Source organism: Agriterribacter sp., assembly GCF_035445465.1.
Lineage (GTDB): Bacteria > Bacteroidota > Bacteroidia > Chitinophagales > Chitinophagaceae > Agriterribacter.
The window spans coordinates 1-14,230 of sequence record NZ_DAOMQT010000077.1 but is presented as its reverse complement, the minus strand read 5'-3'; the positions used below and the strand labels follow the sequence as shown (position 1 = coordinate 14,230).

The 14,230-nt window shown below is 43.2% G+C and carries 12 protein-coding genes; 5 read left to right on the top strand and 7 right to left on the bottom strand.

Annotated features, from left to right (window positions below):
* The first annotated feature begins 232 nt into the window (after positions 1–232).
* Together PLE34_RS20360 and PLE34_RS20355 are read left to right on the top strand one after the other, a co-directional pair.
* Entirely contained in the window at positions 233–1,720 is a 1,488-nt protein-coding gene (locus PLE34_RS20360; RefSeq protein WP_324560033.1) for a sulfatase family protein, read from the top strand.
* Positions 1,721–1,888: 168 nt separating this feature from the next.
* Positions 1,889–2,395 (top strand): DinB family protein, encoded by a 507-nt coding sequence (locus tag PLE34_RS20355; RefSeq protein WP_324560031.1) that lies wholly within the window; start codon positions 1,889–1,891, stop codon positions 2,393–2,395.
* Between the two features lie 115 nt (positions 2,396–2,510).
* On the opposite strand, the gene PLE34_RS20350 is transcribed toward PLE34_RS20355, so the two are convergent.
* The 7 genes from PLE34_RS20350 to PLE34_RS20320 all read right to left on the bottom strand — a co-directional run bounded on the left by PLE34_RS20350 (position 2,511) and on the right by PLE34_RS20320 (position 10,089).
* Complete coding sequence (locus PLE34_RS20350; protein ID WP_324560029.1) at positions 2,511–2,918, bottom strand: GreA/GreB family elongation factor; 408 nt, start codon at positions 2,916–2,918, stop codon at positions 2,511–2,513.
* Between the two features lie 747 nt (positions 2,919–3,665).
* Entirely contained in the window at positions 3,666–4,433 is a 768-nt protein-coding gene (locus PLE34_RS20345; RefSeq protein WP_324560027.1) for an ABC transporter permease subunit, read from the bottom strand.
* Positions 4,434–4,439: 6 nt separating this feature from the next.
* Positions 4,440–5,144: an ABC transporter ATP-binding protein gene (locus PLE34_RS20340; protein WP_324560025.1), complete on the bottom strand. Its 705-nt coding sequence runs from the start codon at positions 5,142–5,144 to the stop codon at positions 4,440–4,442.
* Positions 5,141–6,382 carry a nitrous oxide reductase family maturation protein NosD gene (locus PLE34_RS20335; RefSeq protein ID WP_324560023.1) on the bottom strand — a complete coding sequence of 414 codons (1,242 nt, stop codon included), beginning with the start codon at positions 6,380–6,382 and terminating at the stop codon, positions 5,141–5,143. The genes PLE34_RS20340 and PLE34_RS20335 overlap by 4 nt, the downstream gene beginning before the upstream one ends.
* A gap of 37 nt (positions 6,383–6,419) precedes the next feature.
* Entirely contained in the window at positions 6,420–7,439 is a 1,020-nt protein-coding gene (locus PLE34_RS20330) for a nitrous oxide reductase accessory protein NosL (RefSeq protein WP_324560021.1), read from the bottom strand.
* Positions 7,440–7,579: 140 nt separating this feature from the next.
* On the bottom strand, positions 7,580–9,574 hold the full coding sequence (gene nosZ, locus PLE34_RS20325; protein ID WP_324560019.1) for a Sec-dependent nitrous-oxide reductase: 1,995 nt from the start codon (positions 9,572–9,574) through the stop codon (positions 7,580–7,582).
* A 41-nt stretch (positions 9,575–9,615) separates the two neighbouring features.
* Entirely contained in the window at positions 9,616–10,089 is a 474-nt protein-coding gene (locus PLE34_RS20320; protein ID WP_324560017.1) for a c-type cytochrome, read from the bottom strand.
* 182 nt (positions 10,090–10,271) lie between these two features.
* Between PLE34_RS20320 and PLE34_RS20315 the strand changes: the two genes are divergently transcribed.
* The 3 genes from PLE34_RS20315 to PLE34_RS20305 are packed head-to-tail and all read left to right on the top strand — an operon-like array spanning position 10,272 to position 14,041.
* On the top strand, positions 10,272–10,880 hold the full coding sequence (locus PLE34_RS20315) for a Crp/Fnr family transcriptional regulator (protein ID WP_324560015.1): 609 nt from the start codon (positions 10,272–10,274) through the stop codon (positions 10,878–10,880).
* Positions 10,881–10,931: 51 nt separating this feature from the next.
* Positions 10,932–12,152 (top strand): hypothetical protein, encoded by a 1,221-nt coding sequence (locus tag PLE34_RS20310; protein WP_324560013.1) that lies wholly within the window; start codon positions 10,932–10,934, stop codon positions 12,150–12,152.
* Complete coding sequence (locus tag PLE34_RS20305) at positions 12,149–14,041, top strand: nitronate monooxygenase family protein (protein ID WP_324560011.1); 1,893 nt, start codon at positions 12,149–12,151, stop codon at positions 14,039–14,041. The genes PLE34_RS20310 and PLE34_RS20305 overlap by 4 nt, the downstream gene beginning before the upstream one ends.
* The last annotated feature ends 189 nt before the right edge of the window (positions 14,042–14,230 follow it).

The window sequence follows — 14,230 nt, the reverse complement described above, 5'->3', positions numbered from 1 at the left end:
TAGAAAGAATAAGAAAAACTATGTGCACCTATGTACCTATGATCCTATGTGTTAAAGAACACATTAAACAGATAGACACAATAGAAAGAACTATGTGAACCTGTACATGTGATAAATATTCAGAAACAGAAACAATAACAAACTGATTTTCATTTCCGAACATCCAAAATTCACGCTAATTAGTAGAAGCAGCGGATGTCATAGCTTTAGGTGAAACGCAAAGAAAATTGTAATGAAATCAATAAACAGCCTTACAACACTTGCTATTTGTTGCCTGGCAGCAGTAATGACGCATGCCCAGCAAAAACCCAATATCATTTATATTCTTGCTGATGACCTCGGTTACGGGGATGTGAGTTGCCTGAATGCTGATTCAAAGCTTCGTACTGTGAACATTGATAAAATGGCGGCAGAAGGCATGAGGTTTACAGACGCGCACAGCAATTCCGCAGTATGCACTCCCACCCGTTATGGCATACTCACCGGCAGGTATGCGTGGCGTACAAGATTACAGAACGGTGTATTATGGGGATATGATACCATGCTCATAAAAAAGAACAGGACTACTGTAGCTTCCTTATTAAAAAGTAATGGTTATTTCACAGGCTGTATCGGCAAATGGCATCTTGGTCTTGACTGGAAGAAAAATGAGTTGGGTGAATTTGATTTTTTTAAACCACTTGCAGCAGGACCGTTGCAGGCAGGGTTTGATTATTTCTACGGCATTCCTGCTTCATTAGATATGCAACCTTATTTCTATATTGAAAATAATAGCGTAACTGCAACTGCTGTTGACAGCATGGATGGAAACAGTGGCAAAGGGTTCTGGAGAGCAGGGCCTGCAGGAAATGATTTCAGGCACAAAGAGGTGCTTGACAGGATTACAGACAAAGCAGTAGCTTACATTTCCCGCGAAGCAAAATCAGGCAATCCGTTTTTTCTTTATTTCGCGCTCACATCCCCGCATACACCTATACTGCCAGCCCGATCCTACCAGGGAAAATCCGGTACGAATGCTTATGGAGATTTTGTGCTGATGACAGATGATATGGTGGGCAAAATCCTGGAGGCAGTGAAAGCTGCCGGCATTGAACAAAATACGATCATTATTTTTACCAGTGATAACGGCTGTTCTCCTTCCGCAAACTTTGCTGAACTTTCGGCTGCGGGCCATCGCTCCAGTTATATTTACCGCGGGGCAAAAGCCGATATTTTTGAAGGCGGTCACCGTATTCCTTTTATAATAAAATGGCCCGGAATGGTAAAGCCAGGTACTGAAACTGCACAAACCACTTGCCTTACAGATTTCATGGCAACGCTCGCAGATATGTTTCAGCAGCCGTTAAAAGATAATGAAGGCGAAGACAGCTTCAGCCTGTTGCCTTTGTTGTTGCAAAAAAAGAGCTATGCCAGAACGAGCATTATTCATCACTCCATTGACGGAAATTTTTCCATCAGGAAAAATGACTGGAAACTGATTTTTGCACGGGGTTCCGGCGGGTGGAGCGCACCTGCCGAAAAAGAAGCAAAGGCACAGGGATTGCCGAACCTGCAGCTATACAATTTAAAAACGGATATCAGAGAAACGAATAATGTAGCCGCGGATCATCCTTCCGTAGTAAGGGAATTGTCAGCTATCGCCCAGGCTATTATTGAAAACGGGAGATCAACAAAAGGGAAAAAGCAAAAAAATGATATGGTGGTAAATTACAGGGAATAGATGCTATCCGAAATTCCGTTATCGTAACGAGTGTAATGTAAAACAGGGCGCTTCACTCTATCCTTAAATAAATATTTTTCTGCGACAAAACCGGCTGCCATAGGGTTGTCACCCTGCCTTGTTTTCTTTGTATGGTTAAATCAATAATAAACCATAAAATCGAAAACAATGTCAAACAGTAACCAGGCAATAGTAACCGAACCTTCCATTGTTATTACCCCGGAAGCGCTGCTCGAACACTGGCAGGGACACCGGAACCTCACCCGTAGAATGATAGAAGCCTTTCCCGAAGACAAATTGTTTACTTATTCCGTGGGCGGGATGCGCCCTTTTTCGGAACTGGTGAAGGAAATGCTTGCTATGGCGGTGCCGGGAATAAAAGGACTGATTACGGGCAAATGGCAAAATTATGATGAGGCATCGGCAGCAACCCCTGCTTCAAAAAAAGAATTGCTGGAACGCTGGGATGAAGCAACCGAAGCATTAAATGCGCTTTGGCCGCAGATACCCCCGCATCGTTTCCAGGAAACCGATACGGCGTTTGGCCAATGGGAAGGCACCGGTTATTTCTTTATATTTTATTTTATTGATAACGAGATCCACCATCGCGGGCAGGCTTATGTGTATCTCCGCTCACTCAATATAGCGCCTCCTGCCTTCTGGGAAAGACAGTAGATTAAGGGATTAAATTATTTGTTGATAAATGCCGCAGATGCACAGATTAAATCTGCGTATCTGCGGCTAAGAAATCAAGCGCGCTGCCTGATTTGATTCGGGCAGAATATAGTTTTTATGCTTCCTGTTCAGCCCGCACAGGATTGGTTACATCGAGTACTTTATATTTCTTTAGTCCTGAAGGCATTTTCCATTCCACCTCATCGCCTTTTTTAAATCCTATTAAGGCTGCGGCCATAGGGGTAAGAATAGAAATTTTCTTGTGCTTGATATCGGCATGGGGAGGCATCACAATAGTAAGATCGGTTACTTTTTTAGTTGCAGTATCCTCAACCCGTACTTTTGAGTTAAGCCTTATGGTATGCAGCGGCAAAGCGTTATCCTTTACCACAATAGCCCTGCTCAGCTCGTAAGCCAGGGTCATTTCTTCTTCCATATCGTTCACCAGTGATATTCCTACCAGTTGTTTCAGCAGGCGATAATCTTCTTCGCACAGCAATACAGGAGTTTTTTCAGCTTTCATAACATCGTTTTTTAAGTATTAAAAAATATCAGAAAAGTATTTAAAAGTGTTTTTTGAATTGTAAAATGCGGCTTTACCGGTTTAATGCTTTATACTTCTTTTGCTCAGCTTTTTTCTGTGAAAATAATCGGATAAAACCTTTTTATGCCGGGCCCTGAAATATATGATTGGTCCCGCAGAAATTAAAAATGCAATCAGCCATAACCACAACTTCTCCGTAATGACGCCGGTAATAAGAATAGCTATATTTAAAGCGTAAATGCAACAAAGGCAAATAACCCTTACCGGGAAGGTTATCATATTTCGTTCCATAAAAAATAAATTAAGATAAAACAATAAGAATAAATAAGGATATGCCCCCGAACTGCAGTATTATTTAAATAAAGTTCGGGGTAAGCGTGTGGAAATCCTTGAAATTTGAAATATAGTATTGCTTTTCGCGGAAGCTCCGAAACGGGAGGATAACATCCGTATACACAGCATCCGGCACAGGGAAATGTCTCTCCCGTGTAAGTGCAAAACTGCGATATGTGGTATACATTGTCATTTTAAGCAACTGCAAATATACGAAATAATATCCTTATTATAAGGCTAATTAATATTTTGATATATTACATGCGAAAATAATTCAATAATAAAGGATAAACATTTTAGAAAATGTACCGGGCTTTCAGCGCTTCCCTTCACCTCTATCCTCTCACTTTTCACGATAACAATACCGGCATAATTTGGCTGACTTAAATACCGTTATAAGTCTTTCGAATTAAATTTCCGCAGTGATAGCCACAGGGGCACAACAAACCAGGTTACTAAAACAAGGAACGCGAGCATAACTCCTAATTGTGTGCCAAAGAAATTTCTGAATATGGCGCCTGTATATCCCATAAGGGCGGAAACATCCATTTGCAGTAAAATTAAAATGCGGCTCAGGTCAACAGGGTTTAAAGCACTTACACCTACCATCGCTTTTTCAAGCGGGTAATCGGCAAACTGGAATAGCAGGAATAATACGATGCCATCGAAAAGCAAAGCAAAATACAGCCAGAGCAAAATTACTTTGCCGATTCCTTTTGCTTTATCCCTGGTAGTAACGGATGCAAGCAGGGCAATGGCAACAAAGATCACAGAAAGCAGTAACCCGGTAATGAGCATCATTATTCCCGTAGGTGTAGGCTGGTACAGGAGAATAGGTATACCGGCGCCTATAAAAAAGGAGAGGGAAAGCGATACGGCCAACCCTGAAAATAAGCTTAGCCAGATGGTTCTTCTTTTAAGCGGCTGGCTTACAAGCAATTCAATGAATTCTGAACTGTTATACATATATATAGTGGAAAAAACCATGCTTACCAGCGGAACAATGAGCAGCACAACATTCAGCAGGCTCAGCAGGCCTTTTGATGCATTGTCCTCAAGGTTGAATACGCTTAACGACATCACCAGCAGGAAGGCGGTATACGCAATTACGATTTTATTGCGCAGGATATCCGCTATTACATATTTGATTATTTTTTTCATGATAGCTTAGTTTGTCATTATGCTGGCAATGGCTTTTGTTAGCTGAGTTTCGCCTGTATCGGCATGCAGCGCTGCAATGCTTTTATGAAATCTTAACCTGCCTTCCTGCATATAAATTACCTGGGTAACCAGGTCATCTAATTCACTTAAAACATGCGATGTAATTAAGATGAGCTTGCCTTTTTCCTTTTCGGCAATGATCTTTTCCTTTAATATGCCCGAAGCTACCGGGTCAAGTCCCGCGGTAGGCTCATCTAATATTAAAACGGAAGGATTGAAAAGAAAAGCGAGGGAAGCGCTTACTTTCTGCCGGGTGCCGCCCGACAGGGTGCTCATGCGCTTTTGCATTAAAGCGTTTAATCCAAATGCTTCAATGAGCGCTTCATCTGTTTTTGTGTTTTTAGTTTGCCGGATATCCCGCATCATATCTAATACCTGTCCTATCGTCATGTTTTCGGGGTATCGTCCGATCTGAGGCATATACCCTATATCCTTACGGTATTCCCAGTCGTGTAAAATATTTTTTCCGTTAAAGGTAATGAAGCCGCTGTCGGGAACCACCATACCAAGAATGGTTTTTGCCAGGGTGGTTTTCCCGCTTCCGTTTGGGCCTATTAATGCAATGCATTCTCCTTTATTACAGGTAACGGAAACGTCATCTAATGCTTTCAGCTTTCCAAATTTTTTCGATACATTACTTGTAATAATCATAGCGCTAAAGGTTTCATTAAGGGATGATCATCTTTCAGGTTTTCGGGGGTAAGACTGGGCAAAACTTTTTCCGTTTTATCGAGCAGCGTGGTAATAAAGCTGCGGAACAGCATCATTGCCGGCGGGTTTTTTTCAACGATCATCGAATACATGCTTACCGGCCTGTACGGGATATCGCCCACCTTATCTTTATCCAGATCGTACCCTTCATATTTATCCCAGTAATTATTTTTAAAAGTATTCAGTACTAATGAACCGTTGGTGCCGATATCAAAAGTGTTGCCAATGAAATTATTTTTTTCCAGCTTTATGTCCATGCAGCTCGCCTGCATTTTAATGGCCCATCCATTGTTTTTGAATATATTCTTCTCCATTTCAATGCGGCTTGATCCGTCCATGAAGATACCGCTGGTGTTTCCTTCAAAATGGTTCCCTTCTATAATGCCGTCCGAAATTTCTTTTAACAGCAGGCCATAGGCCGCATCGCCCCAGTTGTCTTCAAAGCGGTTATCCTTCATCGTTACATGCCGGGTATACATTACGGCTACGCCTGCGCCGTTGTTACGGAAAACATTTCCGGTATACGTATTGTTATGCGCAAACATAAAATGCAGTCCGTACCGCTGGTTTTTCTGCACCATGTTCTCTTCAATCAGCGAATGGGTGGCAAACTCCAGGTAAATGCCATCGCGGTGCCCTGTAACGCTGTTGTGGCTAATGAAGATGCTATCGCTTTTCCAGCAATGGATACCATTGCCCGATAATTGCGTTTCTACACTGGAAGCTGTTATGCTGTTGTTTTGTATAGTGCACTGCCGTCCCTGCTGCACATAAATACCAAAAAAATTATCTTCTAATATATTATTGATAACCGTAGCGTGATGGGTATTGTAAATTTTAATGCCCGCAATATCAACCATGGAAGAATGCCCTGAATTCCGGATAAGGAATCCGTCAACGGTTACGTTTGGTGATCTTACAGACAGGAGCTCATACTTTTTTTCTCCGTCTAATACCGGGTGATTAATGCCTTTGAGTACGACAGGCTTGTTGATCACAATATTGCCCTGGCGGTATATGCCTTCGCCTACCAGCACCGTATCACCAGCAGCAGCCATATCAATGCCCTGCTGTATGCCGGTAACAGCGTGCCCTTTACCAACTTTTATGGTTCTGGCAAATGCTTGTGCGGGGACTATTGTTGCAAGTACAAAATAGAGTATAATAGATCTGTTCATATCACTTATCACTTTCCGGCTGCATCATCAATATGCCTTAGGGCATTATTTCTTTCCAGGATACCAGGGCGCCTGCAAAATGTTCCGCAGTAGCTTTTTGATCCGCTGCATTGGAAAAGGCAGCTATGTTCCCGCCCATGGGGCTTTTTAGCTGGTCGCTTTTTAACAGCAGCGCATCTTCAGCCATGAGCCACTGTTCGGGCTGGCTGAAGTTGGCAAGGTAATAATTTTTAACGGTGCTTTTATCCCATTGAGGAGAAGCGACAAACGCAAGCATGCAATGGGAGTCATCAAATTTATATAGTTTCCCCTTTTGGGTAATGAGTTCGCAGGCAAAGCGGGTATCGCTTATCCCCATTTTGCAAAAGGCACATTGATCAATACCGGCTTTAATGGGCTCGGGGCCGGTGTTGCAGGAAGTGAATGCAAAAACGGAGCATAAGGCTAATGCAACAGCGGGCATGGAAAATCTTTTTAATTTCTTTTGCCTCCGAAACTCAAGCCCGCTGCAAGCCAGCAGCACAACACCGGTTCCTATGAATATCCATCCTCCTATAGCCGGTATGGAATAAGCGCCGAAATTGAGCAATTGTTTGAAGCCGATAAGCGGAGGCTGGTAAGACATGCCGGGCACTTTAATAGCGGCATTAGGATCGAGGTTGTGACCGTAATCGTATTCCCATTTCCAGAAATCAATCATGGCTACAATGCCGAATAATACAAAAAGAATAAAAACGGTATAGAGCATGCCGCGTTTGCCTGTGATGGCGGTTAACAGTATAAGGAGGCTAAAGAGCCCAATGAGGTAAGGCAGTACCTTAAACTCTAAAAAATCATCAGTGTGCAGGGTTTTCATACCAATATAGTGGTTCAAGCCATTGATGATATCTACATTGCCGGCAAGCTTGTTGGCATAAATGAACAACTGTAAGCCTTCGGGGTATTGCGGCGCATCTAAATCTATCTGCCATATAGGAAGGTAGTTTACTGCAAATAAGGCAATGGCGCAAATACCTAATATAACCCGGAGGCTTCCTTTTATCTGGTTCTTTTTCATCCTTATATCTTTTATTTTTTTACCGGCATAGCATTTACCTCTTTATCATTTTTGATTTTATATAGCGCAGCATTAAAAGAGAACGGAACGCGGTGCTCCTGTATGGGTACAGCAGGCAACCGCATTCCGTTAAAAAGTTTTTATTGACCAGCCTGAGCGTCCTCTGCCGGCAAATTGGTGCCTGTGCTAAAAGTGAGCGGCACCTTGCTTCCCGCGGGGGATACTCTTACATAACCCGACATTTCCTGGTGCAGGGCACTGCAGAAGTCGGTACAATACATCGGGAATATCCCAACACGGTCGGGCACCCATTTAAGGGTAGTGGTTTCTCCGGGCATAACAAGCAGCTCGCCGTTGTCGGCGCCTTTTATGGCAAAACCGTGAGGCACATCCCAATCCTGTTCCAGGTTGGTAACATGGAAGTACACTTCATCGCCCATACGTACACCTTCTATGTTATCGGGTGTAAGATGGGAACGGATAGCCGTCATGTATACATGCACTTTATTGCCTTCCCGAACTACTTTGGTTTCTTTTTCTCCTTTGGCTACGTAAGGATGCTTGTTATCTTCAATCCTAAATATCTTAAGAGAATTGTCTTTAACTTTCTCCGCTCTTACCGCCTGTGCATAGTGGGGCTCGCCAATAGTAGGATAATCCAGGATCAGTTGCATTTTATCGCCGGATATATCGTATAGCTGTGCGCTTTGCGACAGTTCGGGGCCGGTAGGCAGGTACCTGTCTTTAGTGATCTTGTTATAAGCAATAACATATTTTGCATCAGGCTTTTTAGAGTCGCCACCGGGTATCATCAGGTGACCTACGGAATAGTAGGTAGGTACGCGGTCAAGCACTTTCAGGTCTTTAATATTCCATTTTACCAGCTCAGAAGATACGAACATGGAAGTGATCGCATTTCCTTTTCCGTCAAACTCGGTATGTAAGGGGCCTAAGCCGGGTTTTTGTACTTCACCATACAGGGCAGCTTCGTATTTAATTACAGGAATATTGCCGAAGTTGCCTTCAAAAGCCTTGTCTTCTATGGCTTTTATCATTTTGGTGAAAGAAAACACCGGTATCAGCGCGGCTAATTTACCACTGCCCACTATGTATTCTCCTGTGGGGTCTACATCGCAGCCATGCGGCGATTTGGGACATGGAATAAAGTAGCAAAGCCCTTCCAGTTCCCGGGAATCCAGCACCGTTACTTCTCTCCTGATTTCGGAAGTGGCAGTATGGGTTTCTTCACTGAAGGTATTGTGGGCATATTTTACCTGCACTTTTTTGCCTTTCCCGGCTTTCAGGTATTCTTCTGCTTTTTTCCAGTTCACCGCCATAATGAAGTCTTTGTCGTTTTTCGACGCGTTTACTTCCAGCAGGGTATTAGCTCCTTCCGTATTATAGCACGAAAAGAAGAACCAGCCGTGTGAAGGACCTTTACCGGCGTGGCTCAGATCAAAGTTTACGCCGGGCGTTTCAATCTGGAAAGCGATTTCCATATTGCCATTATCCTTATTTACACTTACAAATGTAACGTTCCCTTTAAAGTTTTGTTTATAGGTATTAATAGGAACATCACCATTACTGTTATCGGCAGGAACACTAAAACGGGTACCGGCAACAACATACTCCGTGTTTTCGGTAATAAAAGGAGACGAGTGATTGCCTCCGCTATTGGGCAGCTCCAGTATTTCTGCTGTACGGAATGTTTTAAGATCAACCCGTGCTATGCGCGGGGTGTTATTGCCATTTACAAATACCCAGCGCCCGTCAATTTCACCATCGGTTTGCGACATGTTAACGTGGTGCAGGTCATCCCAGGGAACAAAGCCATGAGAAGTGTTGAGCATGGGCTTGGTTTCTTCGCTAAAGCCCCATCCCTTTTCGGGATCTAAAGAAAATACAGGGATTACTCTCAGTAAACGCCCCGACGGTATGCCGTACACAGACAATTGTCCGCTGAATCCGCCTGAAACAAAGTTGTAAAACTCGTCATACTTTCCTGGCGGTACGTATACTTTTTCGGCAGCGTTGCCGCTTACGGCAGTTCCGGCACTTTTGGGTTTACAGGCATTCATGCCGCCAAGCAGTGTGGCTAGGGCAAGAGCTGTTAATGCACTTTGTACAAGTTTCATATTTGAAGTGTATTTTAAATAAAAAATGAAAACATTTCATTTTATTTTACCCCGTCATTCTCGCGCATAAACTCCAGCAAATGTCTTGCATCATCATCACTCAGGCTCTGATTTGGCATGCGCACCAAACATATTTCCAACTGAGCCTGCAGTTCGGGATCCTGATCTATCATAGCATCGGGGTTTGTAATAAAGTTCATCAGCCACTCGGGTCTGTGCTTATTGCTTACGCCTTTCCATCCCGGGCCTACTAATCTTTCATCGCTGAGCTTATGACAACTGGCGCATTTTACTTCATATATCTGCTTCCCGCTTTGAGCCATTGCCAGGTCTAATGATGCGGGCAGCTCCACGTTTTCAAACTTGCCCTCCCCTCTTTTTGGGTCATAACTGGGATTGCCGCTTTCAGTTGATTCGGTAGTAGAGCCGGATGTATTGGCATCTTTGCTTTCGCCCGGGTTGCCACAGGCGTAAATGGTAAAAGCGATAACACTGGTAACAAATAGTTTTTTCATACAATTCTTTTTATAAACACAAGATTACCAAGTATATTTTAATTATTATATGAGTGAAATCATATTGCAAATGTTGAGTAACTTAGGCAATAATTGAATGATGGTTGTCAAAAAGGGGTATGATACATGTCAGGTTGCATACCAGGCGCGAACATTGATTGCTCATTAAAGCTATACTAATAATGATAGTAAATACCGACTTGCTGCTGTCGTATGGCGCTTCTGTTAAAGAAGTGGCTAAAGGGGAGGTCATTTACCAGGAAGGGGAGGCGGCTTTGTTTTATTTTCAACTGGTAAAAGGTCGTGTAAAGTGGATGCACGTTGATGAGGAAGGCAGGGAGTTCATTCACGATATTGTTGAAGCGGGTGAGCCTTTTGGAGAAGGGCCCTTATTTGACGGCGATTTATATGATGCAACAGCAGTGGCAGAAGCCTCTTCAACGCTTATACGGCTGAAGCTGCCTCTTTTTCAGCAGTTACTCGATGATCATCCGGACATTCATTTCGCTTTTACCAGGTTATTATCCCGCCAGCTTCATTTCAAGCTGCTATTGGTGAAAATGCTGGCAAACTGCAACCCCGAATACCGGCTCACTACGCTGCTGGGCTATCTTGTACAGCATAAAAAAAATGTTTGCTTTACCTGCAATAAGCTTTTGCTCACCCGCAAACAGCTCGCCGGCATGGTAGGCTTGCGCATCGAAACCGTTATCCGCACCATGAAGCAACTGGAACAAAAAGAGCTGCTTTCTATAAACAAAGGCAAGGTATACATTTCGAATATGACCTAAATCATATCCTGTTGACTGATTAGTTCGTTTTTTTGCAAAAATTCCCGGCGTATGAATAAAAGTTTAATCGGGTGGTTCAGGATAGCTGTGTTTAATTTGATGCTTGTTGCTTTTATAGGTGTTTTGCTAAGGTATAAAATTGCATATGCACTTCCTGTTGTGCATCAGAAACATTTGCTTCACGCCCATTCGCATTTTGCATTTACCGGTTGGGTAACGCAGATATTAATGGCGCTGCTGGTATCGCGCTTGTATACCGGGCAGCAAAATCCATTTAAAAAGTACGCTCCGGTATTATATGCCAATCTTATTGCAGCCTATGGTATGTTGTTTACTTTTCCCTTCCAGGGATACGGAACTTACTCTATCAGCTTTTCCACTTTATCCATTTTTGTTGCCTATGCGTTCACCGTTATGTATTGGCGAGATATCAACCGGTCAGAACAAAAGACTCCCGGCGATGCCTGGTTTAAAGCCGCTCTTTTGTTTAATGTTATTTCCTCTGCAGGCGCCTTTGCCCTGGCTATAATGATGGCTACCAAAACGGCGCATCCTGATAAGTACCTTGCCGCTTCCTATTTCTTTTTGCATTTCCAGTACAACGGATGGTTTTTCTTTGCCTGCATGGGATTGCTGGTTCATCAAATACATGCCTGGGGCATGCGTTTGAGCCATCATAAAACGATATTCTGGTTGTTTACCCTCTCCTGCATTCCGGCTTATTTTTTATCTGCGCTGTGGCTTCCCATTCCTTTGTGGGCGTATATACTGGTTATTGTTGCCGTTTGTTTCCAGCTTGCCGGGTTTACCCTCTTGTGCAGGGCGGTTAAGGAACGCTTCAGGCAGTTGAAGCCGCTTATTGCTCCATTAGCCAAATGGCTGACCGGATTATCAGGTGTTGCACTAACGATCAAGCTTCTATTACAAACAGGTTCCACTATTCCTGCACTCAGTAAGCTGGCTTTCGGTTTCCGTTCTATTGTTATCGGTTATTTGCATTTGGTTTTACTGGGTGTAATTACACTTTTTATACTGGGATATATTGTTATTAACCGGTATATGCAGATTAACAAAACGGCTGTAACAGGCATTATTATTTTTATTGCGGGTATTTTTTTTAACGAGCTGGTATTGTTTATTCAGGGCACCGGAGCCATCAGCTATACCAGCGTGCCTTATACAAACGAAATGCTTTTGGGAGCCGCGGTTTTACTGTTTGCGGGACTATTGATACTAAGTATAAGCCAGCGGCAGGGTAAAGTGCAGGAATGAGAGCGTGTTTGAAAGACCCGGTTTATAATAACAAAGACAGACAATTTATAGAAGAAAACAGACAATTTTATATGTACCCAAACCCACACCACAAATTTCATATCCCTGTAATGGGGCTGGCCTTTACAATTGATAGTCCGGTTAAAGTTGCCCGCTTTGGCATAGCATCGGTTGTTTCCATTATTGAAGACCGGCTGATTGAAACCATGCGGAGTTATTATTATCCTTTTGCCAACCTGCCTTTTGTTCCAATTACTACTAAGGAAAAAGATTATCGCTCCAAAAGAATTACGGATTACCTGAACCTGGTTAATCATATCGTTAACCTGCAGATACAGAAGCTCAAAAATGAAGTTTTTGAAGCGGGCTCGGAGATCATGAAATATTTTGAAATGCTGCCTGATGATAATAAAGCGAAGCAATTGTACAGGCGGATGATGCATACGGAAAGCGGGCCGGAAAAGGAAGGTATGGAAAACTGGTTACGCAGCCAGGTCATACCAGGCAGCATTGATGTAAACATCATGACTAAATTAGATAAGAATAATTTTGATAAAGCAGGTGTATTAGTAGAAGATGGCTCTGACGCGGTATCGGCGCTGAAGGGCTATGCAGATAGCGATCTCTCCAACTCTTCTGTTGTTTTTTCTGCGGGGATGAATCCGCGGTTGTATAATTTCCTGGAAAAATGCGATCAGTTTGATGCGGATGATAACGGCTGTTTCCATAAGAAAATCATTATCAAGGTAAGCGACTACCGGTCGGCGCTGATACAGGGAAAATACCTGGCCAAAAAAGGGATATGGGTCAGTGAGTTCAGGATTGAATCGGGCTTAAATTGCGGGGGTCATGCTTTTGCAACCGAGGGTTACCTGCTCGGACCCATCCTCGAAGAATTTAAAGCCAAAAAAGAAGAGCTTACCGCAACGCTGTTCGGATTGTATAATGCCGCTGTTCAGCTAAAAGGCCGGAACGGATTTAACCAGCCTCATCCCATAAGCATAAGCGTGCAGGGAGGAATAGGCACAGCGGAAGAAGACGCTTTGCTGCATGATTGTTATGGCGTTGCCAGCACAGGATGGGGAACACCGTTTTTGCTGGTACCGGAAGCCACAACGGTAGATGAAGCCACATTGGCGCTATTGCGTAAGGCCAAAAAAGAAGATATAGCGCTGAGCAATCATTCTCCTTTGGGTGTGCCGTTTCATTATCTTAAAGGAACAAGTGGCGCACAGGAGAAGCTTGAACGCATTGAAAAAGGAATTCCGGGAAGTCCCTGTACGGAGAAACACCTGGTATCGGATACGGAATTTACAAAAGAGCCTATTTGCACCGCATCGGCCAAATACCAGAAATTAAAGATCGCACAGCTGCAGTCGCTGCAACTTCCGGAGCCGGAGCGCCAGGAGCAAATTAAAAAAGTATTGGATAAAGAATGCCTGTGCATAGGATTAAGCAACGCGGCCCCTTTGCAGTATAAAACACCTTTTCTTAAGCAGCTTACGGCGGTTACCATTTGCCCCGGACCTAATATCGCTTATTTTTCCGACGTTGTATCGCTACAAACCATGACGGAGCATATTTATGGAAGAGCAAATATTATAGCAGTTACTAACCGCCCCCATATGTTTATAGCGGAACTGCTACTATACGTCAGTTATCTCAAAAAACATTTGGAAGAAGATGCCGGTACTATTCAAAGCCCTAAAGTGAAAAAATATTACAGTGGCTTCTGTCAAAATCTTATAAATGGGATAGCTTACTACCGCGGCTTACAACAGTCCATTGGTTTGGGCAAACAAAATTTTAACGAAGCGCTGTGTGCGGCCGAAAATGAGATTTACGCTATGAATGAGCAGTTTTCTATAACTGATTTTAGCATTACATAAAATAGGGATACGGCTACCGGCAAGGCTATGCTGTTGTATGCCTTTTATATTTCGTTAATTGGTGTTTTTGCCACTAAGACACCAAGACTCAAAGCATTTTCCTTTGTGACCGCTATGCTTTTCTTACATAATTTCTTCGTGTCTGCTATGTAGAAAAGCATAGTGAGGTGTAATATGTGCGAAGAACTT

What these genes read in the sequence shown, in the direction of transcription:
- PLE34_RS20360 (WP_324560033.1), top strand. Translation starts at nt 233, where the DNA reads ATGAAATCAATAAACAGCCTTACAACACTTGCTATTTGTTGCCTGGCA.
- PLE34_RS20355 (WP_324560031.1), top strand. Translation starts at nt 1,889, where the DNA reads ATGTCAAACAGTAACCAGGCAATAGTAACCGAACCTTCCATTGTTATT.
- PLE34_RS20350 (WP_324560029.1), bottom strand. Translation starts at nt 2,918, where the DNA reads ATGAAAGCTGAAAAAACTCCTGTATTGCTGTGCGAAGAAGATTATCGC.
- PLE34_RS20345 (WP_324560027.1), bottom strand. Translation starts at nt 4,433, where the DNA reads ATGAAAAAAATAATCAAATATGTAATAGCGGATATCCTGCGCAATAAA.
- PLE34_RS20340 (WP_324560025.1), bottom strand. Translation starts at nt 5,144, where the DNA reads ATGATTATTACAAGTAATGTATCGAAAAAATTTGGAAAGCTGAAAGCA.
- PLE34_RS20335 (WP_324560023.1), bottom strand. Translation starts at nt 6,382, where the DNA reads ATGAACAGATCTATTATACTCTATTTTGTACTTGCAACAATAGTCCCC.
- PLE34_RS20330 (WP_324560021.1), bottom strand. Translation starts at nt 7,439, where the DNA reads ATGAAAAAGAACCAGATAAAAGGAAGCCTCCGGGTTATATTAGGTATT.
- nosZ (WP_324560019.1), bottom strand. Translation starts at nt 9,574, where the DNA reads ATGAAACTTGTACAAAGTGCATTAACAGCTCTTGCCCTAGCCACACTG.
- PLE34_RS20320 (WP_324560017.1), bottom strand. Translation starts at nt 10,089, where the DNA reads ATGAAAAAACTATTTGTTACCAGTGTTATCGCTTTTACCATTTACGCC.
- PLE34_RS20315 (WP_324560015.1), top strand. Translation starts at nt 10,272, where the DNA reads ATGATAGTAAATACCGACTTGCTGCTGTCGTATGGCGCTTCTGTTAAA.
- PLE34_RS20310 (WP_324560013.1), top strand. Translation starts at nt 10,932, where the DNA reads ATGAATAAAAGTTTAATCGGGTGGTTCAGGATAGCTGTGTTTAATTTG.
- PLE34_RS20305 (WP_324560011.1), top strand. Translation starts at nt 12,149, where the DNA reads ATGAGAGCGTGTTTGAAAGACCCGGTTTATAATAACAAAGACAGACAA.